Origin of the sequence: Bradyrhizobium sp. WBAH42 (assembly GCF_024585265.1) — a bacterium.
Taxonomy (GTDB): Bacteria; Pseudomonadota; Alphaproteobacteria; order Rhizobiales; family Xanthobacteraceae; genus Bradyrhizobium.
Genome location: NZ_CP036533.1, coordinates 7,250,619 through 7,272,256, shown reverse-complemented (window position 1 = coordinate 7,272,256; position 21,638 = coordinate 7,250,619). Strand labels below are relative to the sequence as shown.

Annotated in this window: 18 protein-coding genes; 9 read left to right on the top strand and 9 right to left on the bottom strand. The window is 66.1% G+C overall.

The annotated features are described in order from the left end of the window. Window positions 1-41 precede the first annotated feature (41 nt). Window positions 42-617: a glycosyl transferase gene (locus DCG74_RS34240; protein ID WP_172787523.1), complete on the bottom strand. Its 576-nt coding sequence runs from the start codon at window positions 615-617 to the stop codon at window positions 42-44. A 320-nt stretch (window positions 618-937) separates the two neighbouring features. Here DCG74_RS34240 and DCG74_RS34235 point away from each other — a divergent pair, with 320 nt between their 5' ends. Further along, window positions 938-1,777 carry an RMD1 family protein gene (locus DCG74_RS34235; RefSeq protein WP_172787522.1) on the top strand — a complete coding sequence of 280 codons (840 nt, stop codon included), beginning with the start codon at window positions 938-940 and terminating at the stop codon, window positions 1,775-1,777. A gap of 290 nt (window positions 1,778-2,067) precedes the next feature. On the opposite strand, the gene DCG74_RS34230 is transcribed toward DCG74_RS34235, so the two are convergent. Next, a complete protein-coding gene (locus tag DCG74_RS34230) occupies window positions 2,068-3,249 on the bottom strand; it encodes an acetate/propionate family kinase (RefSeq protein WP_172787521.1) in 1,182 nt (393 codons plus the stop codon). A 2-nt stretch (window positions 3,250-3,251) separates the two neighbouring features. Further along, window positions 3,252-5,666, bottom strand: a complete 2,415-nt coding sequence (locus DCG74_RS34225) for a phosphoketolase (RefSeq protein ID WP_172787520.1) — start codon at window positions 5,664-5,666, stop codon at window positions 3,252-3,254. A 210-nt stretch (window positions 5,667-5,876) separates the two neighbouring features. On the opposite strand from DCG74_RS34225, the gene DCG74_RS34220 reads away from it, so the two are divergent. From DCG74_RS34220 to DCG74_RS34210, 3 genes are all read left to right on the top strand, one after another. After that, window positions 5,877-7,040: a PA0069 family radical SAM protein gene (locus DCG74_RS34220; RefSeq protein ID WP_172787519.1), complete on the top strand. Its 1,164-nt coding sequence runs from the start codon at window positions 5,877-5,879 to the stop codon at window positions 7,038-7,040. A 93-nt stretch (window positions 7,041-7,133) separates the two neighbouring features. After that, window positions 7,134-8,009, top strand: a complete 876-nt coding sequence (locus tag DCG74_RS34215; protein ID WP_172787518.1) for a ribonuclease HII — start codon at window positions 7,134-7,136, stop codon at window positions 8,007-8,009. Between the two features lie 159 nt (window positions 8,010-8,168). Further along, window positions 8,169-9,677, top strand: coding sequence for a glycosyltransferase family 39 protein (locus DCG74_RS34210; protein WP_172787517.1), 1,509 nt, complete (start codon window positions 8,169-8,171; stop codon window positions 9,675-9,677). A 123-nt stretch (window positions 9,678-9,800) separates the two neighbouring features. Here DCG74_RS34210 and DCG74_RS34205 read toward each other — a convergent pair whose 3' ends face one another. Then, the gene (locus tag DCG74_RS34205) at window positions 9,801-10,610 is read right to left on the bottom strand and encodes a uracil-DNA glycosylase family protein (RefSeq protein WP_172787516.1); all 810 of its coding nucleotides are present in this window, start codon (window positions 10,608-10,610) and stop codon (window positions 9,801-9,803) included. Between the two features lie 135 nt (window positions 10,611-10,745). Here DCG74_RS34205 and DCG74_RS34200 point away from each other — a divergent pair, with 135 nt between their 5' ends. The 3 genes from DCG74_RS34200 (at window position 10,746) to DCG74_RS34190 (ending at window position 15,463) form a co-directional block, all read left to right on the top strand. Further along, window positions 10,746-12,407: an electron transfer flavoprotein-ubiquinone oxidoreductase gene (locus DCG74_RS34200; protein WP_172787515.1), complete on the top strand. Its 1,662-nt coding sequence runs from the start codon at window positions 10,746-10,748 to the stop codon at window positions 12,405-12,407. 289 nt (window positions 12,408-12,696) lie between these two features. Next, a complete protein-coding gene (locus tag DCG74_RS34195; protein WP_172787514.1) occupies window positions 12,697-14,493 on the top strand; it encodes a tetratricopeptide repeat protein in 1,797 nt (598 codons plus the stop codon). 85 nt (window positions 14,494-14,578) lie between these two features. Beyond that, on the top strand, window positions 14,579-15,463 hold the full coding sequence (locus DCG74_RS34190) for a 4-(cytidine 5'-diphospho)-2-C-methyl-D-erythritol kinase (RefSeq protein ID WP_172787513.1): 885 nt from the start codon (window positions 14,579-14,581) through the stop codon (window positions 15,461-15,463). A gap of 221 nt (window positions 15,464-15,684) precedes the next feature. Here DCG74_RS34190 and DCG74_RS34185 read toward each other — a convergent pair whose 3' ends face one another. The 5 genes from DCG74_RS34185 to DCG74_RS34165 all read right to left on the bottom strand — a co-directional run bounded on the left by DCG74_RS34185 (window position 15,685) and on the right by DCG74_RS34165 (window position 20,462). Further along, the gene (locus DCG74_RS34185) at window positions 15,685-16,563 is read right to left on the bottom strand and encodes an alpha/beta fold hydrolase (protein WP_172787512.1); all 879 of its coding nucleotides are present in this window, start codon (window positions 16,561-16,563) and stop codon (window positions 15,685-15,687) included. Further along, on the bottom strand, window positions 16,556-17,188 hold the full coding sequence (locus DCG74_RS34180) for a LysE family translocator (RefSeq protein ID WP_172787511.1): 633 nt from the start codon (window positions 17,186-17,188) through the stop codon (window positions 16,556-16,558). The genes DCG74_RS34185 and DCG74_RS34180 overlap by 8 nt, the downstream gene beginning before the upstream one ends. Before the next feature lie 44 nt (window positions 17,189-17,232). Next, complete coding sequence (gene fabF, locus DCG74_RS34175) at window positions 17,233-18,495, bottom strand: beta-ketoacyl-ACP synthase II (protein WP_172787510.1); 1,263 nt, start codon at window positions 18,493-18,495, stop codon at window positions 17,233-17,235. Between the two features lies 1 nt (window position 18,496). Further along, window positions 18,497-19,012, bottom strand: a complete 516-nt coding sequence (locus DCG74_RS34170; protein WP_172787509.1) for a helix-turn-helix domain-containing protein — start codon at window positions 19,010-19,012, stop codon at window positions 18,497-18,499. A 442-nt stretch (window positions 19,013-19,454) separates the two neighbouring features. Then, window positions 19,455-20,462 carry a polyprenyl synthetase family protein gene (locus DCG74_RS34165; protein WP_172787508.1) on the bottom strand — a complete coding sequence of 336 codons (1,008 nt, stop codon included), beginning with the start codon at window positions 20,460-20,462 and terminating at the stop codon, window positions 19,455-19,457. 133 nt (window positions 20,463-20,595) lie between these two features. On the opposite strand from DCG74_RS34165, the gene DCG74_RS34160 reads away from it, so the two are divergent. Further along, entirely contained in the window at window positions 20,596-20,823 is a 228-nt protein-coding gene (locus DCG74_RS34160) for a DUF2007 domain-containing protein (protein ID WP_008562067.1), read from the top strand. Further along, window positions 20,816-21,580, top strand: a complete 765-nt coding sequence (locus tag DCG74_RS34155; protein WP_172787507.1) for a tRNA1(Val) (adenine(37)-N6)-methyltransferase — start codon at window positions 20,816-20,818, stop codon at window positions 21,578-21,580. The genes DCG74_RS34160 and DCG74_RS34155 overlap by 8 nt, the downstream gene beginning before the upstream one ends. The last annotated feature ends 58 nt before the right edge of the window (window positions 21,581-21,638 follow it).

Below are 21,638 nucleotides of genomic sequence, written 5' to 3'. Positions count from 1 at the left end.
TTGTCAATTAATTATTTGACGTTGGCAAGTATCTCGGCGCTTCAGCCGACCATGACGATCCGGCTGCGCAGCATGGTCCGGGACGACCGGCCGAGCCGCCGGAGCAGCCGCGCCTCGGAATGACGGGCGTGGGGCGGGTAGCCGCCGATCCGATCGTAATGATCACGCGCAATCAAAAGTCCCTGATCGCCCAGCGGACCGACGAGCTTTCGCGCCACGGCCCAGAGGACGTCGCGCAACGCGGTATTTCCGTAAGGCGAGCGCGCATAGCGGAACACCGCCGCACGATCCCGGCCACTGGTGGCGACGGCCTGGATGAACTGGGTGGTCTCCTCGATCCAGCCGGTTTCCAGCACGGCACCGGCAGGCAGGAACATCAGCCATGGCGACCGGGCCTGGAGCGCGCCGGCGGCGAGCGCAGCGCCTTGCGAATGTCCCTCGAAACCGATGAAACGGCAACCTGCGACGTCGGCAACGCGTTCGATGACGCCGTTGCGCGTGCCGTCGACCAGAAGAACTTCCCGGATCACGCCGGCGGCCGCGCCGGGGACCAGCGCGGCGAGGGTTGCGACCGCCGTCTGCTCGACGCCTTCGGTCGGAATGATGACGCTCAGCATGATTGAGGCTTCGGTGTCTGCACTTCGGGAGAAGCGTAGTTTTGCAATGATGTTGTCATAGACCCGTCGCGCTGCCGAGTGCAACTTTCGGACGGCGCTTCGGCGTGCGATGGTAAACTGCGGCCAGTTCTAGCAGTCAAATGTGTCCGGCGCGGGCTGGCAATATTGCCGAATGTTTCGGCACAAGCTGATCCTGACGGTATTAACCCGGAGCTTCATGGCGGCATACGCCGCGCGGGCCGTCGGTTTCCTCGGACGAGGCGGCAGCTTGGGGGAAGGTCGAACGAAATGCGTGATCTCGGTGCCGGGAGAGACCTTGTATGAACGCCGATCAACTCGCCGTTAACGCGGCGCCGACGTCGCCGAAGCAGGAGGCCGCGCCGACCTTGCGGATCCGGGCGCTGATGCTGGGCGAGCGCATCAATGCGTCCAGCCTCGAAATCGGCACGCTGGTGTCCTCGACGCCGGCCGCCTTCCGCGTCCATGCCGGCCTTGCCGTGATCTTTCGCTACGGCGTCGTCGTGCTGATCGGGCTGTTGCCGTCGGAGGAGAAGGTCCTCGTCGACAACCTGAAATCCCGCGTGACCGGAGAGCTCAGCCCGTACGAGGAGGAGATCGCGCAGGCGCAGCTCTGCAACGAGGAAGCCGCCGAGACGATCCAGCCGGGCGGGCCGATCTGCCTCGCCAAATTCTCCGACGACCGGCTGCTGCTGGTCGCGGATGCGCTTGCCAAGAGCACGTCGCTGGCACGCGACGAGCGCCGCGTCGCCGCGGTGTTCGACGTCATCGAGCCGTTTGCACGGGAGCTCGCCGAGCACGGCCGCACGCCGCGCCGACGCAAGGGCATTCTGCAATTGATTGGCAACGCGCTGCTGGTGCAGCAGCGCGTCGCCGGCCGCGTCGCGGTGGCGGAGAAGCCCGACGTGCTCTGGGAGAAGCCCGAGCTCGACCGGCTCTATTCCCGTCTCGAGGACGAGTACGAATTGAAGGAGCGCCTCGACACGCTCGAGCGCAAGCTCGCCGCGGTGTCGGAGACCGCCAACGCATTGACCGACATCATCGATACCCAGCGCTCGCTGCGCCTGGAGATTGCCGTCGTGGTGCTGATCGTGATCGAGGTCGCGATCGGGTGTTTTCAGATTTGGTCGGGGACGCACTGAGAGCGGGAATCCTATTGCAGGCATGACAGGACAGTACGATTGATCTGCGCGGCCGCCGCATTCTTCGTCATTGCGAGCGAAGCGAAGCAATCCAGAATCCCGCCGCAGAACCAGTCTGGATTGCTTCGCTTCGCTCGCAATGACGGCTTGGCGGATATCATCCGCTAGCCGGATGAGCGATCATCGTCTGCAGAATCGTAGGGTGGGCAAAGGCGCACTTGCGCCGTGCCCACCGGCCGTGGGCACGCTTCGCTTTGCCCACCCTACGACACTCCCTTTTCGGCTGGAGCTCACATCGCTCGCAGCACCGCTGCGCAATGCCGAGCGATCATTAGTTCCTCGTTCGTCGGAATGAGGAATACGTCGACGGTACTATCGGCGCCGCTGATCTGCTCGCATGCTGTTTCGTTCGCCGCTGCGTCGATTCGTATGCCGAACCACCCAAGCCGCTCACCGATCGCGCTGCGGATCTCCTTTGCATGCTCGCCGATGCCGCCGGTGAAGATCAGGCAGTCCAGGCCGCCGAGCGTGGTCGCCATCATCGCGACCTGCTGCGCGGCACGGAAGGTGAAGAGATCGACGGCCTCATGCGCCGCAGCCTCGTGGCTTGCCAGCAGCGTGCGCATGTCCGCAGAGATGCCGGAGACGCCGATGAGCCCGGACTCGTGATAGAGCAGGTGCTGGACCTCTGCGACCGGCATGTTCTCGTGCTGTTGCAGATAGAGCAGCACGCCCGGATCGATCGCACCGCAACGCGTGCCCATCACGAGGCCGTCGAGCGGCGTGAGCCCCATCGTGGTGTCGATGCTGCGGCCATCGCGCAAGGCGCAGAGGCTGGCGCCATTGCCGAGATGCGCGATGATTGTGCGCTTTGCGACGAGCTCCGGCGCGATCTCGGCAAGCCGTCCCGCGACATATTCGAACGAGAGGCCGTGAAAGCCGTAGCGCCTGACGCCACGCGCCTCGAATCGCCGGGGAATGGCGAAGCGGTTCGCCGGCGGTGCGAGGCCGTGGTGGAAGGCGGTGTCGAAACACGCGATCTGCGTCAGCCCGGGCCTGATCGCCGCGAGCGTGCGCACCGGCGCGAGGCAGCGCGGCTGGTGCAGCGGCGCGAGCGGCGTCAAGGCCTCCAGCTTCGCTATGATGTCGTCGGTCAGGACCACCGGGCCTGAATGATCCGGCCCGCCGTGAACGATGCGGTGGCCGACGGCCCGCAGGCTGCGTCCACCGAACCGGTCCTCGATGAAGGCGAGCACGTCGGCGAACAGATGGCCGCCGGCTGCCTCCGGCGCCCCCTTCCTCGTCTCGAACAGGTCTTCGCCCGTGGGGCCCTTCACCACCAGCCGGGGTTTGGCTTCGTGCTCGTCCAGCAGGCCCTTGCAAAGCAGGGCAGGCTCGGCCACCGCGACATCGAACAGGCCGAACTTGATGCTCGACGATCCCGAGTTGAGAACGAGGACCGCGTCCGTCATCGCTAGTCGCCGGCCTCGGTCGGCGTGTTGCCGCCGGCGCTGTTTTGCCAGACCCAGTCGCGGATCTCAGGCATGTCCTCGCCATGCTCGCGGACATAACGGGAATGCTCGATCAGTCTGTCGCGGAATTGCTGCTTCACCTGCGCGGCCTTGGTCGCCAGTCCCGGCACGCGTTCGATGGCCTCGATCGCGAGATGGTAGCGGTCGAGCTCGTTGAGCACGACCATGTCGAAGGGCGTCGTCGTGGTGCCCTCCTCGGCAAAGCCGCGCACATGCATGCCGGCATGGTTGGTGCGGTTATAGGTCAGCCGGTGAATGAGATAGGGATAGCCGTGATAGGCAAAGATCACAGGCTTGTCGCGCGTGAACAGGCTGTCGAAGTCGCGGTCGGACAGGCCGTGCGGATGCTGCTCGCGCGGCTGCAGCGTCATGAGGTCGACGACGTTGACAACGCGGATCTTCAAATCCGGCAGCGTCTTGCGCAGGAGGTCGACGGCGGCGAGCGTCTCCAGCGTCGGCACGTCGCCGGCGCAGGCCATCACCACGTCGGGCTCGCCCTTGCCGTCCTCCGTTCCCGCCCAGGTCCAGATGCCGATGCCGGCATCGCAATGCGTCGCGGCGTCCTGCATCGAGAGCCATTGCGGCGCCGGCTGCTTGCCGGCGACAATCACGTTGACGCGGTTGTAGGTGCGCAAGGCATGATCGGCGATCCACAACAGCGTATTGGCGTCCGGCGGAAAGTAGATGCGGACGATGTCCGCCTTCTTGTTGGCGACGAGATCGACGAAACCGGGGTCCTGATGGCTGAAGCCGTTATGGTCCTGGCGCCAGACATGCGAGGTCAGGAGATAATTGAGCGAGGCGATCGGACGCCGCCACGGCAGCTCGCGCGTCACCTTCAGCCATTTGGCATGCTGGTTGAACATGGAATCCACGATGTGGATGAAGGCCTCGTAACAGGAGAAGAAGCCGTGCCGTCCCGTGAGCAGGTAGCCCTCCAGCCAGCCCTGGCAGAGATGCTCGCTCAGCACCTCCATTACGCGGCCGTCCTGCGCGAGGTGCACGTCGTAAGGCTCGGTCGGCTCCATCCAGACGCGTTCGGTGGCTTCGAACACGGCGTCGAGCCGGTTCGATGCCGTCTCGTCCGGGCCCATGATGCGGAAGTTTCGATGCTGGGCGTTGAGGCGAACGACGTCGCGCAGGAATTTGCCGAGCTCGCGCGTCGCTTCCGCCACGACCTCGCCGGGTTGCGGCACCTCGATCGCGAAGCTGCGGAAGTCCGGCAGCTTCAGCTCCTTCTTCAACACGCCGCCATTGGCGTGTGGATTGGCGCCCATCCGCCTGGTGCCTTCCGGCGCGAGCGCCTGAAGCTCGGCAATGAGCGCGCCGCCTTCGTCGAACAGTTTTTCCGGCTCGTAGCTGCGCATCCAGTCTTCGAGCACCTTGAGATGCGCCGGGTTCTCGCGGCAGCCTGCGACAGGCACCTGATGGGCGCGCCAAAATCCCTCGACCTTCTTGCCGTCGACCTGCTTCGGGCCGGTCCAGCCCTTCGGGCTGCGCAGCACGATCATCGGCCAGCGCGGCCGCTCGACGCGCGTGCGGCCGTCGCGGGCATGTTGCTGGATCGAGCGGATGCTGGCGAATGCGACGTCCAGCGCATCGGCCATGGCCCGGTGCATCAATTTGGGATCGTCGCCGCTGACGAACAGCGGCTCGTGGCCGAGCCCGCGGAAGAGGTCGCGGATCTCCGCGTCTTGCATGCGTCCGAGCACGGTGGGGTTGGCGATCTTGTAGCCGTTGAGATGCAGGATCGGCAGCACTGCGCCGTCATGGGCGGGGTTCAGGAACTTGTTTGAGTGCCAGGACGCAGCGAGCGGCCCGGTTTCGGCCTCGCCGTCGCCGACCACGCAGGCGACGATCAAGTCCGGGTTGTCGAATGCCGCGCCATAGGCGTGCACAAGCGCGTAGCCGAGCTCGCCGCCTTCGTGGATGGAGCCCGGCGTTTCCGGCGCGGCGTGGCTCGGGATGCCGCCGGGGAAGGAGAACTGTCTGAACAGCTTGCGCAATCCGTCCGCATCGCGCGCGATGCCAGGATAGATCTCGCTGTAGCTGCCTTCGAGATAGGTGTTGGCGACCATGCCGGGGCCGCCATGGCCGGGACCGCAGACATAGATCACGCTGACATCGAGCGCGCGGATGACGCGGTTGAGATGGGCATAGATGAAATTCAGGCCCGGCGTCGTGCCCCAATGTCCGAGCAGACGCGGCTTGATGTGCTCGGGCCGCAGCGGCTCGCGCAGCAGCGGATTGTCGAGCAGGTAGATTTGCCCGACCGAGAGGTAGTTGGCGGCGCGCCAATAGCGATCGAGCAGATCGAGGTCGCTGCTCGCTTCGGCCGTTTTTTGTTGGATTGTCATGTTCCTGCCGACCTTCACTTCGCGATCGTCACCAACCCGGTTCCGCGGTGATCGATCCGTCGGGCATGAAACGGGATGGCCGTGACGGCCGTGTTGCGTGAGGTCAAAGGCGGACGCGCGAAGTTTGGGCAGCTCTACTGTGCATGGGGTTGTTTTCACGATTTTTGTTTGTGTTCTTGATTTGTTCCTGTGTCGTGCTATCTTGGCTGCATGAGTCCAGCATCCTCTCATGCTCTCAAGCACCCGCCGGTCACGGCGCCCTCCGAGCCGGCGGGTGCGCCTTCGGATTTCCCTGAACTCGGCGTCGCCATCGACCGCGCGCGAAGGCGGGGGCGGGGCGCACAATCCAACGCCAGCGGCCGCTTCGAGGCCGAGGCGCGCGTCGCCTTCGATGACGGTTGGCAGAGCCTGGACGAGCTGCCGCCGTTCAAGACCACGGTCGCCGTCGACACCTCGCGCAAGGTGATCACCCGTAACGATTCCCCCGACATCGGCTTCGACCGATCGATCAATCCGTATCGCGGCTGCGAGCACGGCTGCGTCTATTGCTTCGCGCGGCCGACCCACGCCTATCTCGGCCTGTCGCCCGGGCTCGACTTCGAGTCGAAGCTGTTCGCCAAGCCCGATGCTCCTTTGCTGCTCGAGAAGGAGCTTGCGGCCCCCGGTTACGAGCCGCGGATGATCGCGATCGGCACCAACACCGATCCCTACCAGCCGATCGAGCGCGAGCGCAAAATCATGCGCGGCATTTTGGAAGTGCTGGAGGGCGCTGGGCATCCCGTCGGCATCGTCACCAAGTCGGCGCTGGTGCTCCGCGACATCGACATTCTCCAGCGGATGGCCAAGCGCAACCTCGCCAAGGTCGCGATCTCGGTCACCTCGCTCGACCCGAAGCTGGCGCGCACCATGGAGCCGCGGGCCTCGACTCCGCCGAAGCGGCTGGAGGCGCTCAAGCAGCTCTCGGAGGCCGGCATCCCCACCACGGTGATGGTCGCGCCCGTGATTCCCGCACTGAACGATTCCGAGATCGAGCGCATCCTCGATGCCGCCGCCCATGCCGGCGTCAAGGAAGCCGCCTATGTGCTGCTGCGGCTGCCGCTGGAGGTGCGCGATCTCTTCCGCGAATGGCTGATGGCGAACTATCCGGACCGCTACCGCCACGTCTTCACCCTGATCCGCGACATGCGGGGCGGGCGCGACTACGACGCCAAATGGGGCGAACGGATGAAGGGCACGGGACCGATGGCCTGGACCGTCGGCCGCCGCTTCGAGATCGCCTGCGACAGGCTCGGCCTCAACAAACGGCGCTCCAAGCTGACGACGGACCACTTTGCGCGGCCGAAGCGGAACGGCGATCAGCTCAGCCTGTTCTGATTGGCGGTGGGCGTAGGGCGCCCGGCCTGAATAACGGGAATATCCTGGGTTCCCGGTTGCGCTGGCGAAGCCCCCTGGCGCACGATCCCGGCCATGATTCGGGACAAGTCCGCCAAAACCCCAGCCAAAGACGCGCCCAAGAAGCAGGCCGCGAACAAGACTGCGCCTGACAAGGCGGCTAAAGCGCCTGTGGCCAAGACGTCTGCGGCCAATGCTGCGAAGGTTGCCGCCGCCGGCAAGAAAGGCATCATCGCCGTCGCTCCCCCCAGCTTCCGCCGCGAGCGCGCGCTGATCAAGCGCGGCGTCTGGCCGGTCGCGGGCTGCGACGAGGCCGGCCGCGGCCCGCTGGCAGGTCCCGTGGTGGCCGCCGCGGTAATTCTCGACCCCGACCGCATTCCGCGCGGCATCGACGATTCCAAGCGCCTGACCGCCGAGGAGCGCGAAAAGCTGTTCGACAAGATCTGCGCCACCGCGCAGGTCTCGGTCGCCGTCGCGTCGCGGGGGCGAATCGACCGCGACAACATCCTGCGCGCCTCGCTGTGGGCGCTGAAGCGTGCCGTGGTGGCCCTGCCGGAGGCGCCCAGGCACGTCTTCGTCGACGGCCGCGACCGGCTCGATACCGCATGCGATTGCGAGGCGGTGATCGGCGGCGACGGTATCGTGCTGTCGATCGCCGCGGCCTCCATCGTCGCCAAGGTCACCCGTGACCGGCTGATGTGCGCGCTGGCGCAGGACTGCCCCGGCTACGGCTTCGAGCAGCACAAGGGCTACGCCGTCCCCGAGCATCTCGACGCGCTCGATCGCCTCGGCCCCTCCATCCACCACCGCAGCTTCTTCGCCCCCGTTGCCGCCGCCCGCGCCAAGCACATGCCCTGGACCGTCGAGCCGGTGCCGGACCTGTTCTCGGTGACCGAGGTCGAGGTGCACGTCGAGGCGAGCGTCGAGATCGACGCCTCCGTAAATCTCTAGCTGATCCTTCGACGGCATCCGCGCGTCATGGCCGCGCAGGCGGGACAAGCCCGGGCATGACGATCCGCGGCGGTTGCCACAACCCGTGACGCCCATTATCAAAACAGAGGTGAGCGAATAGGGCCGGCTGGACGGGTTGGCTGCACCTTCGGACGTTGTATGCGGTTTACCTCCCTGGTCATCGAGCTCATTCGCGCCCGGCCGCGGCTGATCGTGTGGATCGCCGTGCTGCTGCAGGCCGCCATGTGGCTGTTCGTGGCGCTGGTGTTCTACCGCAGCCCGCCCGGCACCCTCGCGGCCCTCTTGGCCTTCGGCAGGGAATACCAGGTCGGCACTGATCTCGGCCCGCCGCTGCCAATCTGGCTCGCCGACATCGCCTATCGCGCCGCCGGCGGCCACATGTTCGGTGTTTACGTACTCGCCGAGCTCTGCGAGATCGCGACATTCATCGCGCTCTATCATCTCTCCCGCGCCGTGGTCGGCTCGCAGCAGGCGGTGCTCGCCGTGCTCCTGACCATGACGGTGCTGGCGTTCTCCTCCTCGGCGCTGGACTTCGGCCCGCTGATCCTGGCGCGGCCGCTCTGGGCGCTCTTGCTGCTGCACTCCTGGCAGATCATCGGCCAGCGCCGCGGCAATGCCTGGTTCGCCTGGTCGATCGAAGCCGGCCTGCTGCTGCTGACGACGCCCGCCGCGATCTTCCTGCTGCTGCTGATCGTCGTCTTCGCGGTCTCGACCGCCGGCGGTCGTCGGACGCTGCGCGGGCTCGATCCGCTGTTCGCGCTGATCGTGGTCGCCGTGCTGGCGCTGCCCTATGCGGTCTGGCTGATGCGTGCGGAGACGCTGACGCTGCCGGCCTTGCCGCAAGTCGCCGAGCTCAACGCGCGCGCGCTGCATGCGGCCTGGCTGTTCGGCGGGCTGGTGCTCGGGGCGGCAGCGATCCCGGCGCTGACCTTTCTCAACACCGGGGTGGTCGCCGGCAAGGGCGAGGAGCCGCCGATCATCTACCGCCCGCCGGTCGAGCCGCTCGCGCGCAACTTCGTCTATTTCTTCGCGTTCGCTCTGCCGCTCGGTGCGGTGCTGATCTCCGGCCTGCTGGGGCTCGAGTCCGTGGTCGGCGGCCCCGGCGTCGTGCTGATCATGTCGGGGCTTGCCGTGGTCGTCGCGGCCGGCGATCTCATCGCGATGCGTCGCGCGCGGATGCTGCGCATGGTCTGGGCCGCCGCCGTCGCCGCGCCCGCCGCCGGCGTCGTGCTCGCCATCCTGTTCCTGCCCTGGACGGGCGCCAACGAAATTGCGACCTCGATGCCGGCGCGCGCGATCTCTGATTTCTTCGACGAGAGCTTCGCCCGCCGCACCAACCATCGCCTGCGGGCCGTCGCCGGCGAAACCCAGCTCGCCAGCCTGATCGCGCTGCATTCCGGCCGGCCGCATCTGTTCATCGACGCCGACCCCGCGCGTACGCCGTGGATGAACCCGACCAAGTTCAGCGAGACCGGCGGCGTCGTGGTCTGGCGCGCCTCCGACACCGCCGGCACCCCGCCGCCGGAGATCCTCAAGCGCTTCCCCGGCATCGTGCCGGAAGTGCCGCGCGCCTTCGAATGGCTGGTGACCGGCCGCCAGCAGCTCCTGCGCATCGGCTGGGCCATCGTGCGGCCGAAGGGGACGTGACGCCCGCGTATGCTCTCTCCGTCGTCATTGCGAGCGTAGCGAAGCAATCCAGAATCTTTCCGCAGAGGGATTCTGGATTGCTTCGTCGCTTCGCTCCTCGCAATGACGGAAGGGACCGGCCCCTCACGCCCCCGCCAGTGCCTTCGCGATCGATCGCAGGTCCTGCCAGGCCAGCCGCTTGTAGGCCGGCGAGCGCAAGAGATAGGCCGGGTGGAACGTCGGCAGCGCGCGGATCACCCGCTGGCCGGTGTCGTAGTCGAACCAGCGCCCGCGCGTCCGCATGATGCCTTCGCGCGTTCCCAGCAACGTCTGCGTCGAGGGATTGCCGAGCGTCACCAGCACGTCGGGGTTCACCAACTCGATCTGGCGCTCGATGAAGGGCAGGCAGATTTGCGTCTCCTGCGGCGTCGGCGTGCGGTTGCCGGGCGGCCGCCAGGGAATGACGTTGGCGATGTAGGCGGTGGTGCGGTTGAGGCCGATGGCTCCGATCATCAGATCGAGCAGCTTGCCGCTGCGCCCGACGAAAGGCAGTCCCTCGATGTCCTCGTCGCGGCCGGGCGCCTCGCCGACGAACATGATGCGCGCCTGCGGATTGCCGTCGGCGAACACCAGCCGCGTCGCCGTGTGCTTCAACGCGCAGCCCTCGAAATTCTGCATCAGCTCGCGCAGCGCCTCCAGGGTCGGCGCGGTGCGGGCGGCCTCGCGTGCCGAGGCGATGGCGACCTCCGGTGCAGGCGCAGCTTCCCCGCGCATGACCGCGGGCGCAGCGACCGGGCGCGGCGCCTCGGCTGGCGGGGCCGCGCGCGGACTGGGTGGCGGCGTATCGATTTCCGCCAGGCGGTCTATCGGCTCCTCCGCAAGCGCGCAGTCGACACCGGCCTCCAGATAGAAGGCGAGCAGCTCTCGGACGGTGGGTGCGGGTTCGGGGATCATGGGAAAGTCTGACTTTTATATCACCTTGAGCGGCCTTGCATCCCGGCGGAACGCGATTCCGAGGTTGTCCTACCCGGAAAAATCGGAAACAAGGGGGCGCAAACGACCGAGGACCGTCTCAAGGGCTGAGATCAGATGAGCACCGAAGAACTTCCCCCGCGCGAATCCATGGAATTCGACGTCGTCATCGTCGGCGCCGGCCCGTCGGGTCTGGCGGCCGCGATCCGGCTGAAGCAGCTCAATGCTGATGTCAATGTGGTCGTGGTGGAGAAGGGCTCCGAGGTTGGTGCGCACATCCTCTCGGGCGCCGTCATTGATCCCGCGGGCCTCGACAAGCTGATCCCGGACTGGCGCGAGGATGCCGACTGCCCGCTGAAGACGCAGGTCAAGGACGATCGCTTCTACTGGATGACCGGCGGCGGCGCGATCAAGCTGCCGAATTTCATGATGCCGCCGCTGATGGACAATCATCACTGCTACATCGGCTCGCTCGGCAATGTCTGCCGCTGGCTGGCGCGCAAGGCCGAAGCGCTCGGCGTCGAGATCTATCCGGGCTTTGCGGCGGCCGAGGTGCTCTATGACGAGGAGGGCAAGGTCAAGGGCATCGCCACCGGCGACATGGGCATCGGCCGCGACGGCAAGCCGAAGGATTCCTACACCCGCGGCATGGAATTGCTCGGCAAGTACACGCTGTTCGCCGAAGGCGCCCGAGGCAGCCTGACCAAGCAGCTCATCAACAAATTCGCCCTCGATGCCAAGAGCGAGCCGCCGAAGTTCGGCATCGGCCTCAAGGAGGTCTGGCAGATTGATCCCGCCAAGCACCAGAAGGGCTTGATCCAGCATTCATTCGGCTGGCCGCTTGACCTCAAGACCGGTGGCGGCTCGTTCCTTTATCACTACGACGACAATCTCGTCGCGGTCGGCTTCGTCGTGCATCTGAACTACGACGATCCCTATCTATCGCCGTTCGACGAATTCCAGCGCTTCAAGACCCATCCCTCGATCCGCGGCACGTTCGAAGGCGCCAAACGGCTCGCCTACGGCGCGCGCGCGATCACCGAGGGCGGCTATCAGTCGGTGCCGAAGCTGAGCTTCCCCGGCGGCGCGCTGATCGGCTGCGCGGCCGGGTTCGTCAACGTGCCGCGCATCAAGGGCGTGCACAATGCGATGGGCACCGGCATGCTGGCTGCCGAACATGTTGCGGCCGCGCTCGCCGCCGACCGCGCCAATGACGAGCTCGTCGAATACGAGAACGCCTGGCGCTCCTCATCGGTCGGCAAGGACCTGTTCGTGGTCCGCAACGTCAAGCCATTGTGGTCGAAATTCGGCACCGTGCTCGGCGTCGCGCTGGGCGGCTTCGACATGTGGTGCAATACGCTGTTCGGCGCCTCGCTGTTTGGCACGCAGTCGCACGTCAAGCCCGACCGCGCCACGCTCGATCCGGCCAAGAGCTACGCGCCCAGGACCTACCCGAAGCCCGACGGCAAGATCACGTTCGACAAGCTGTCCTCGGTGTTCCTGTCCAACACCAATCACGAGGAGGATCAGCCGATCCATCTGAAGGTCACCGACATGAACCTTCAGAAGACCTCAGAGCACGACGTCTACGCCGGTCCCTCGAATCGCTATTGCCCGGCTGGCGTCTATGAATGGATCGAGGAGGGCTCCGGTCCGCGCTTCCAGATCAACGCCCAGAACTGCGTCCACTGCAAGACCTGCGACGTGAAGGACCCCAACGGCAACATCACCTGGGTTCCCCCGGAAGGTGGTGGCGGCCCGAACTACGAGGCGATGTGAGGGCGCATCGCAAGGGTGACCTGGCGCACGTTACCGTGAGGACGAGGCTGCGGCGAGCCGCCGCGGCCACGATAAGGCCATAGTGGCGGCGTCTTGGGGCTGCTCCTGATCGAACTTGGCCGATTTGGGGGCGTGCGGAGGGGAGCGGCCGGTCCGAATCCTTGCGGCGAAGCGCCAAAAGCGGCATTGTCGGCCTGACGGTTCCGGGCCCGGATGTCACCGGCTGCGTTCGCTTGCGATACAGCCGTCTGCTGCAAACCCAGGCACCACCAACTCAAGGCGAGCCCTGATGTTTTCAAATCGTTTCAACCGCTGGACTGCTGCCGCCATCGCCCTCATGGGCACTGCGATCGCGACGGTCCCCGGCGCAGTCCTGGCGCAGACGCCGGATCATCCGGAGAACACGGCGGCGCAATTCCCGACGCGAAACGATCTGAAGTCGCTCACCGGCGCCGGCAGCTATCTCGCCGCCCGCCACGCCAGCGTCGAGCGCGACGCGGCATCGGCCGCAGCATTCTACCGTTCGGCGCTCCGCACCGATCCCAAGAACAACGAGCTGCTCGATCGTGCCTTCATCTCGTCGGTCGCCGACGGCGACATCGAGGAGGCGGTCAAGCTCGCCGAGCGCATCCTCACCATCGACAAGACCAACCGCGTCGCGCGCCTCGTCGTCGGCGTGCATGATCTCAAGGTGAAGAAGTACGCGGCCGCGCAGACCAACATCAACCAGTCGATCCGCGGTCCCATCACCGATCTCGTCGCCACGCTGCTGTCGGGCTGGGCCGCCTATGGTGCGGGCGATGCCAAGGGCGGTGTCGCCACCATCGACAAGCTGGCAGGTCCGGAATGGTACCCGCTGTTCAAGGACCTTCACACCGGCATGATCCTGGAGCTCTCCGGCAAGGAGAAGGACGCCGGCACCCGCTTCGAGCGCGCCTACAAGCTCGACGATTCCATGCTGCGCGTCACCGAGGCCTATGCGCGCTGGCTGTCGCGCAACAAGGATTCCGCCGCGGCCACCAATGTCTATCAGGCTTTCGACAAGAAGCTCGCACGCCATCCGCTGATCCAGGAAGGCCTGCGCGACACCAAGGCCGGCAAGAAGATGCCGCCGCTGGTCGATTCCGCGCAGGCTGGCGCTGCCGAAGCCCTCTACGGCATCGGCGCGACGCTGACCCGCCGCGGCGGCGAGGATCTGGCGCTGGTCTATCTCCAGCTCTCGCTCTACCTGCAGCCGAGCCATCCGCTGGCGCTGCTCTCGCTCGCCGATCTTTATGAATCGGTGAAGCGGCCGCAGATGGCGATCAAGGTCTATGAGCGCGTGCCCGCGAACTCGCCGCTCAAGCGCAACGCGCAGATCCAGCTCGCCATCGATCTCGATTCCGCCGACCGCACCGACGACGCGATCAAGATCCTCAAGGGCGTCACGACGGAGGATGCCAAGGACCTCGAAGCCATCATGGCGCTCGGCAATATCGAGCGCGGCCGCAAGCGCTTTGGCGAGTGCGGCGCGACCTATTCGAAAGGCATCGACGTGCTTCCGGCCGGCAACGACAAGGCCAACAGCGTCTGGTACTATTATCGCGGCATCTGCGAGGAGCGCTCCAAGCAATGGGCCAAGGCCGAGGCCGACATGAAGAAGGCGCTGGAGCTGCAGCCCGACCAGCCGCACGTTCTCAACTATCTCGGTTATTCCTGGATCGACCAGGGCGTGAATCTCGACGAAGGCATGAAGATGATCAAGCGTGCCGTCGAGCAACGTCCCGACGACGGCTACATCGTCGACTCCCTCGGCTGGGCCTATTACCGCATCGGCAATTACGAGGAGGCGGTGAAGAACCTCGAGCGCGCGATCGATCTCAAGCCCGAGGATCCCACCATCAACGACCATCTCGGCGATGCCTATTGGCGCGTCGGCCGCACGCTGGAGGCCAAATTCCAGTGGTCGCATGCGCGCGATCTCAAGCCCGAGCCGGAAGAGCTGCCGAAGATCGAGGCCAAGATCGCTGGTGGCCTTCCCGACGACAATTCGAACTCTTCTGCGGCGCAGGCCGAGAAGAAGAAGGACGACGGCAAGGGCGGTTAAGCTACGCGCATGATCCGGAAAAGTGTGTAGCGGTTTTCCGATAAGATCATGCGCAGACAAGTGAGTCTTTGGGGGCTGATCGCCAATGTCGGCGTTGATTGAAGAGGGGCGGGCGAAGGTCAATTTGAGCCTTCGCGTCGTCGGCCGTCGTGCCGATGGCTATCATGATCTCGAAAGCGTGGTCGCGTTCGCCGACTGCGCCGACCGGCTGATGCTGGAGCCGGGCGACGAGCTGAAGCTGACCACGACGGGGCCGCTGGCTGCCGCCTGCGGCGATACCGCCGACAATTTGGTGCTCAAGGCGGCCAAGCTGCTGGCCGAAGCCGTCCCTGGGCTGAAGCTGGGCGCCTTCGCGCTCGACAAGGTGCTCCCCGTTGCGGCCGGCATCGGCGGCGGCTCGGCGGATGCCGCGGCCGCGCTGCGGCTCCTGGCGCGTCTCAACGATCTGTCGCTCGACGATCCCCGCATTCAGAAGGTCGCGCTCGCGACCGGCGCCGACGTGCCGGTGTGCCTGCTCTCGCGCGCCTGCGACATGACCGGCGTCGGCGAGCAGCTGCTGCCGCTCGCGCTGCCGAGCATGCCCTGCGTCATGGTCAATCCGCGCGTGCCGGTTGCCACCAAGGACGTGTTCCAGGCGCTGGGCCTGCGCAACGGCGAACTCCGCGTTGGCGTCACCGACGTCATCCGCGCGCCGGCCTGGCCGGAGGAGGGCGGCTCGATTTCCGATTGGGTCGAGGTTCTCGACACCGTCGGCAACGACCTCGAGGCGCCTGCGCTGCGCATCGAGCCTGTGATCGGCGAGGTGCTGGAAGCCTTGCGCTCCTCCGCCAGCGTCAAGCTCGCCCGCATGTCCGGCTCCGGGGCGACGTGCTTTGCGATCTACGGCGCGCCTGCCGAGGCGCATGCCGCCGCTGAAAAGATCCGCCGCGATCACCCCGGCTGGTGGGTGCATGCGGGCACGTTGAGCTAGCTCTATCCGTCATTGCGAGCGCAGCGAAGCAATCCAGAATCCCTCCGCGGTGGCAGCCTGGATTGCTTCGCTACGCTCGCAATGACGTGGATGTAGCTGCGTGATGCGTGCACACTGCCGTAGGGTGGGCAAAGCGCAGCGTGCCCACCAATCCATTCGCGCAATCTGGATGCGTGGTGGGCACGGCGCCGTTGCGCCTTTGCCTACCCTACGGCAGCGAGCTAGTCGCCGCTTTCCTCAGCCAATCCCAGAAACCGCCGAATCTCGCCCAACACCTCTTGCGGCTTGTCGTGCTGCAGCCAGTGTCCCGCCCCGGCGATGGTCTTAACGCGCGCGTTCTGGAAATAGCGCTCCAGGCCCGCCGCTCTGGCGCCCGCCAGAAAGCTTTCGCCGGCATTGAGCAGCAATGTCGGGCACGTAATGCGCGACCATAGCTCGATGTGATCGTCGGGCCAGAGCCGGTGCGGCGCAGCGGCGCGCTGGTAGGGATCGAACTTCCAGCTATAGCTGCCGTCCTCGTTCTGCCGCGCGCCATGCATGGCGAGATCCAGCGCGAGGTCGCGGGCGAGGCGCCTGTTATGCAGCATCATCTGCGCGGCGGCGTCTTCGAGCGTCGCATAGCGGCGCGGTGTGCGGTCGTGCAGTCTGTCGAGCTGGCCGACCCATTTGCCGATGCGCTCATGGACCGGCGGCTTTGCTGCATCCGGCAACATGGTCACGCCGTCGAGGACGACGAGCTTGGTGACCCGTTCGGGGAATGCGCCCGAAAAGATCAGGCTCACCATGCCGCCCATCGAATGGCCGATCAGAGTGACCTGAGGCGCTGCGATGCTGCGAACCAGCTGCGCGAGATCGTAGACATATTCTGTCAGCGCGTAGCTGCCGCCTTTCGTCCAGTCGGAATCGCCATGACCACGCAGATCGGGCGCGACGACACGAAAATGCGGTTGCAGCGAGCGCGCGATGTGATCCCAGCTGCGGCAATGATCGCGACCGCCGTGGACCAGGATGGCGACGGGTGCGCCCTCGTTGCCCCAGTCGGCGTAATGCAGCCGCAGGCCGTGCGATTCATAGAAGCAGTCTTGCGGGGCGCTAGCCATTTGCCGGCCGCCGCGCCAGGGCGAGCGAGAGGCCGAGGCTCGCGATGAAAACGCCGGAGCCTTGCGTGAGGCGCCGCATCAGAAGCGGCCGTCCGATCAGCTGCGCGCGCGTCGCCGAGGCCATCAGCACTACCACGACATCGGCGAGCGTGTTCAACGCCACCGAGATCGCACCCAGCAGGATGAATTGCAGCGTCGGGTTCGATCCAGCGGGATCGAGAAACTGCGGAATGAAGGCGAGGAAGAACGCGGCAGTCTTCGGATTGAGCGCCTCGACCAGCACGCCGTCGCGGAACGCGCGCTTGTCACCGATGGGCTCGCTCCCAAGCGACAGGTTGCTGCCGGCGCTGCGAAACGTCTTGATGCCGAGCCAGACCAGATAGAGCGCGCCGACGAATTTCACGGCAGCAAACAGCTCCGCGCTGGCCAGGAGGATGGCGGAGATGCCGAGGCTGCCCGCGACCACATGGACCAATCCGCCCAGCGCCGTGCCCGCGGTCGAGGCAAAGCCGCTGGCACGCCCCTCCGACAAGGTTCGTGCCGCGACGTAAAAAATGCCGGGGCCTGGAATTGCGGCAATGAGGAGAGCTGCGGCCAGGAACAGCCCAAAATTCGTTTCGATCATCCCGTTTTCGTAGCGGAGCGGGCGGCGATTGCAATACCTCTCGTTCAGCCCATCCGGCGGAAGATCACGCTGGCATTCACCCCGCCGAAGCCGAAGCCGTTGGAGATGGCATGCCGCATCGGCATCGGCCGCGCGTGACCTGCGACGATGTCGATGCCGTCAGCGCCCGCATCGGGGTTTTCGAGATTGAGCGTGGGCGGCGCGATCTGGTCGCGCAGCGCGAGCACGGTGAAGATCGCTTCCAGCCCGCCGGCGGCGCCGAGCAGGTGACCCGTTGCCGATTTGGTCGCGCTGACGGCAATGCCGCGGTTGCGGCCGAACAGCGCGCCGATGGCGCCAAGCTCGCTCTCGTCGCCGGCCGGTGTCGAGGTCGCATGCGCGTTGAGGTGCTGCACATCGGCAGGCGCAAGCTTGGCCTGCCGGAGCGCGATCTCCATGGCGCGGCGCGCACCGTCGCCATCCGGCGGCCCCGACGTCATGTGATAGGCGTCCGCGGTCGTGCCGTAGCCGACGATCTCGGCGATCGGGGTGGCGCCGCGGGCTTGCGCATGCTCCAGCGCCTCGATCACCAGGATGCCGGCGCCTTCGCCCATGACGAAACCGTCGCGGTTGCGATCGAACGGACGCGAGGCGCGCGCGGGCTCGTCGTTGAAGCCGCTCGATAGTGCACGCGCCGCCGCAAAGCCGCCGAGGCTGACGATGTCGATGCAGGCCTCCGCGCCGCCACAGATCGCAACGTCTGCTTCGCCTGATCGGATCATGCGCGCGGCATCGCCGATCGCCTGCACGCCGGCGGCGCAGGCCGTGACGGGCGTGCCCAGCGCGCCCTTGTAGCCGTATTTGATCGAAACGTGGCCGGCGGCGAGATTGGCGAGGAACGAAGGGATCGTGAACGGCGACAGCCGGCGCGCGCCGCGCTGCTCGGTGATGCGCACCGCCTCCGCCATGGCCGGAAAGCCGCCGACGCCGGATGCGATGATCGTCGCGGTGCGTTCCAGCGCGCCTGCATCCTGCGGCGTCCATTTGGACTGCGCGACGGCTTCCGCCGTGGCGAGCAGCGCAAACAGGATGAAGCGGTCCATCTTGCGCTGATCCTTGGGCGCGGCGGCGTGCGCCGGATCAAAACCGCCTTCGGCATCATCGGCCTTGTCGGGCACGAGACCTGCGATGCGCGCCGGCAGCGCCTTTGCCCATTCCGGCAACGGGCGCAATCCGCTTTGGCCGGCGAGCAGCCGGCGCCAGGCCAGTTCGACACCGCAGCCGAGCGGCGACACCGCGCCGATTCCCGTCACGACGATACGACGCATGTCAGTCTCCGGCCGGCGCGACGGCCGGGTTCATGGCTTTGAGCGAAGCGAGCCGCGCGCGCATGCCGCGACTGGCGCGGGGACCCGCGACGACGACCGCATTGGCGAGCGTGATCGGGCGCTTGTCGACGGCATCGACCACGACCGGCTCGAACGGGCGGACGTCGCCCCGGTTCGCCAGCAGAATGGATGCGCCCTTCGGCGCGAGATGCTTGTTGCCCCAGGCCAGCAGCGTAGCGATCACGGGGAAGAAATCCCGCGCCTTGTCGGTCAGCACATATTCGTAGCGCGGCGGGCGCTCCTGATAGCGGCGACGCACGAACATGCCGCTTTCGGTCAGATGCGCAAGCCGCCGCGACAGGATGTTCGGCGCAATGCCGAGGCTTTGCGAGAACTCGTCGAACTTCGTCGCACCCTGAAACGCATCGCGCAGAATCAGGATGCTCCACCATTCGCCGACCGTCTCCACCGCGCGGCCGACCGGGCATTCCAGCTTGGAAGGGGATTTGGGCTGCATGGCGGGGAAGGTAGGGCAGTCACTTGCAAAATGCAAGTAACTGGTGGGCGACGCATGTGGAGCGAATGAGGGTTCTGCTGGTGAGATAAAGCGCGCTCTCGTACCCCGGACGCAGCGCAGCGCCTCTTGGCGGTGCGCTGCAGAGTACTGCTCATCGCTGGACGTCGCATGGGTCCCGGCTCTGCGCAGCAGCGTTTCACGCTGCAGCGCGTCCGGGACATGAGAGCGAGCGATGCCGGTGGCGCCAGACCTCGTCATTGCGAGCGAAGCGAAGCAATCCAGGTCGTCTCCGGGGCGGGATTCTGGATTGCTTCCGCCTTCGCCAAGGCTTCGGCGGACAATTCGCTGCGCTCGCAATGACGCTGTGGAAGCAGCGCGCACTTATCCGTCACCGTCACCCTGAGGTGCCGGAGCGTAGCTGAGGCCACGAAAGGCATCAGGCCTAATGCGACCGTGCCAAGCAAAACGCCACGACCTGCTCCAGCGCGCTCTTCATCGGCGAGGGCGGGAACAGCGCCAGCGCATCCACGGCCATCGCGCCGTAGTGCTGGGCGCGGCTCAGCGTATCCTCGAGCGCGCGGTGCTTGTTCATCAGGCCGAGGGCGTGATCGAGATCGGAATCGCCGATCTCGCCGCGCTCCAGCGCACGGATCCAGAAGGCGCGCTCGGTGTCGTTGCCGCGGCGGAAGGCGAGCACGACGGGCAGCGTGATCTTGCCTTCGCGGAAATCGTCGCCGGTGTTCTTGCCGAGCTTGGCGCTCTTGCCGCCGTAGTCGAGCACGTCGTCGACGAGCTGGAAGGCGATGCCGAGATTCATGCCGACCGAGCGGCACGCGGTCTGCTCCGCCTTCGGGCGGTTGGCGATCACCGGGCCGACCTCGCAGGCGGCGGCGAACAATTCGGCCGTCTTGCCGCGGATCACGGCGAGATATTCGTCCTCGGTGGTCGCGGTGTTCTTGGCAGCCGCGAGCTGCATAACCTCGCCCTCGGCGATGGTGGCGGCGGCCGCGGAGAGGATGTCGAGCGCGCGTAGCGAGCCGACCTCGACCATCATGCGGAAGGCCTGGCCCAGCAGGAAGTCGCCGACCAGCACGCTCGCCTCATTGCCCCAAAGCATGCGCGCCGACAGCTTGCCGCGGCGCATCTCGCTCTCGTCGACGACGTCGTCGTGCAGGAGCGTCGCGGTATGCATGAACTCGACGGAGGCAGCTAACTTGATATGGCCATCGCCGTTGTAGCCGGCGAGGTTGGCCATGGCGAGCGTCAGCATCGGCCGCAGGCGTTTTCCCCCGGAGGAGATCAGGTGGTTGGCCACTTCCGGGATCATGGTTACGTCGGAGCCAGTCCGCGACAGGATCGTGGCATTGACGCGCTCCATATCGGGGGCGACAAGGGCAACCAGCTCTTCGATCGACGCGCCGGGAGTTTCGAAAGGTACGATGACGGCCACGCCGGTCTCCAATATTTGCCCCGGAAGGGCTATTCTGATGGAAATACAATAGAAACTGGCGGCGAATGCGGCAAGGCCCGCGGAACCATTGACATTTGCCGCGTTAGCCACTTTCAGGCAGGAGATCTGCGTTTTGCGTGAACTGGTTCGGACCAACGATATGGTGCTGGTGTCGGCGATCGGCGCGCTGCTCGACGGTGCCAACATCCACCATCTGGTGCTCGACCAGAACATGAGCATCATCGAAGGCTCCCTCGGCATATTGCCGCGGCGGATCCTGGTTCATGAGGACGACGCCGAGGAGGCCAGGGCGCTCCTCACCGAGGCCGGCCTCAGCCACGAATTGCGCGGCGATGATTGAGGCCGCGGATATTACCGAGGACGCCTTTCTCGGCGGGCAGTTGCGCTTGATGCAGAAGCGGTCGGGCCATCGCGCCGGGCACGACGCCGTCCTGCTCGCAGCGGCGATTGACGCTAAGGCGGGGGACCGCGTGGTCGACTTTGGCGCTGGCATTGGCACGGCGGGCCTTGCGCTTGCGCGGCGCGTCGCGGGGATCAGGCTCAGCCTGGTCGAGATCGATCCGGAACTGGCGGAGCTCGCGCGGGCCAACGCCGCGGCGAACGCGATCGCCGCCGAGGTCATCGTGCTCGACGTCACCGCCGATGCGCGGGCGTTTGCAGCGAACGGACTTCTGCCCGACAGCGCCGACGCCGTGCTGATGAACCCGCCCTTCAACGATTCCGCACGCCATCGCGGCTCACCGGATCAGGCGCGCCACATCGCGCATGTGGCGACAGAGGAGACGCTGCATGCGTGGGTGCATGCGGCCCGGCGTATTCTCCGATCGAGCGGCGTGCTGACTCTGATCTGGCGCGCGGACGGACTCGGCGACGTCATGGCAGCGCTGTCACGCGGCTTCGGCAGCCTTGCGATTCTACCGGTTCATGGCGAAGCGGGAAAGCCCGCGATCCGCGTGCTGGTGCGCGCAGTCAAAGGCGGCCGGGCACCGACGCGATTGCTGCCCGGGCTCATGCTTAACGAAGAGTCAAACGTGCCTAAAAAAGAGGTGCGGGATATTCTGGAGGGGAGGGCGGCGTTGCCGCTGGCGGAGCCGTGACGGCTTACTGCGGCAGCGATTCCGTCTGCTGCTCTTGCGGGGACGTAAAGCGAATCGC